This is a genomic window from Steroidobacter gossypii (assembly GCF_016801985.1).
Classification (GTDB): domain Bacteria; phylum Pseudomonadota; class Gammaproteobacteria; order Steroidobacterales; family Steroidobacteraceae; genus Steroidobacter; species Steroidobacter gossypii.
Genome location: NZ_JAEVLS010000024.1, coordinates 1 through 1,105, shown reverse-complemented (window position 1 = coordinate 1,105; position 1,105 = coordinate 1). Strand labels below are relative to the sequence as shown.

General features: G+C 58.3%; 1 protein-coding gene. It reads left to right on the top strand.

The window, feature by feature from the left end; all coding sequences use genetic code 11:
• Positions 1 to 1,105 (top strand): non-ribosomal peptide synthetase (locus JM946_RS29865; RefSeq protein ID WP_203171116.1); only part of this gene is annotated, 1,105 nt, incomplete at both ends.

Below are 1,105 nucleotides of genomic sequence, written 5' to 3'. Positions count from 1 at the left end.
AGTTGTTCGAGGAGCAGGTCGCACGCACACCGAATGCAGTGGCGGTGGTGTATGAAGACCAGAGCCTGACGTACGGGGAGCTCAACGCGAAGGCGAATCAGCTGGCGCGCTACTTGAGGCAGAAGGGAGTGGGGCCAGATCAGCGCGTCGGAGTTTGCCTGGAGCGCAGCCTCGAGATGGTAGTGGCGCTACTCGGCGTCCTTAAATCTGGCGGCGCTTACGTGCCTATCGATCCGAACTATCCGGACGATCGCCTCGAGTACATGACTGGAGACGCGGCACCCTTAGTGCTCCTGACACAGAAGAAACTCGAAGCGCGACTGCGGCCGATGGTTGGCGATCTGTTGGCCGTGGACGGCGATCTTGGCGAGATGTCCGGCCTGGACAGGAGCAACATCGATGCTGGATCGATCGGTCTGAGCTCCAGGAACTTGGCGTACGTGATCTATACATCGGGTTCGACGGGTAAGCCAAAGGGAGCAATGAATGAGCATCGGGCCGTGGTCAATCGGCTTCACTGGATGCAGGCTCAGTATGGAATGACATCTTGCGATCGAGTGCTGCAGAAGACTCCATTTAGCTTCGACGTATCCGTTTGGGAGTTCTTCTGGACGCTGCTCAGCGGTGCGCGCCTGGTTGTCGCTCGGCCAGAAGGTCACAAGGACCCAACATATCTGCAGCAGCTGATCGAGGCAGCGGGGGTAACCACACTGCATTTCGTACCCTCGATGTTGCAGATTTTTTTGGAGCAGCAGACCAAGCCTTGCTCATCGGTCCGGCACATCGTGTGCAGCGGAGAGGAGCTGCCCGCGGCTTTGCAGAACAAGGCTCTGCGAAGGCTGCCGCATGTGAGGCTATCCAATCTATATGGTCCTACGGAGGCGGCCATCGATGTCACTTTCTGGGAGTGCAAGCTCGATGAGTCTTGCAGTCGGGTTCCAATCGGTCGACCGATATCGAATGTGCAAATGTATGTATTGGACCGTCATCTGCAGCCGGTTCCGATTGGAGTGTCTGGGGAGCTGTACATTGGCGGAGCCGGCGTAGCGCGCGGGTATCTGAACCGGGCGTCGCTGACGGCGGAGCGATTCGTGCGCGATCCGTT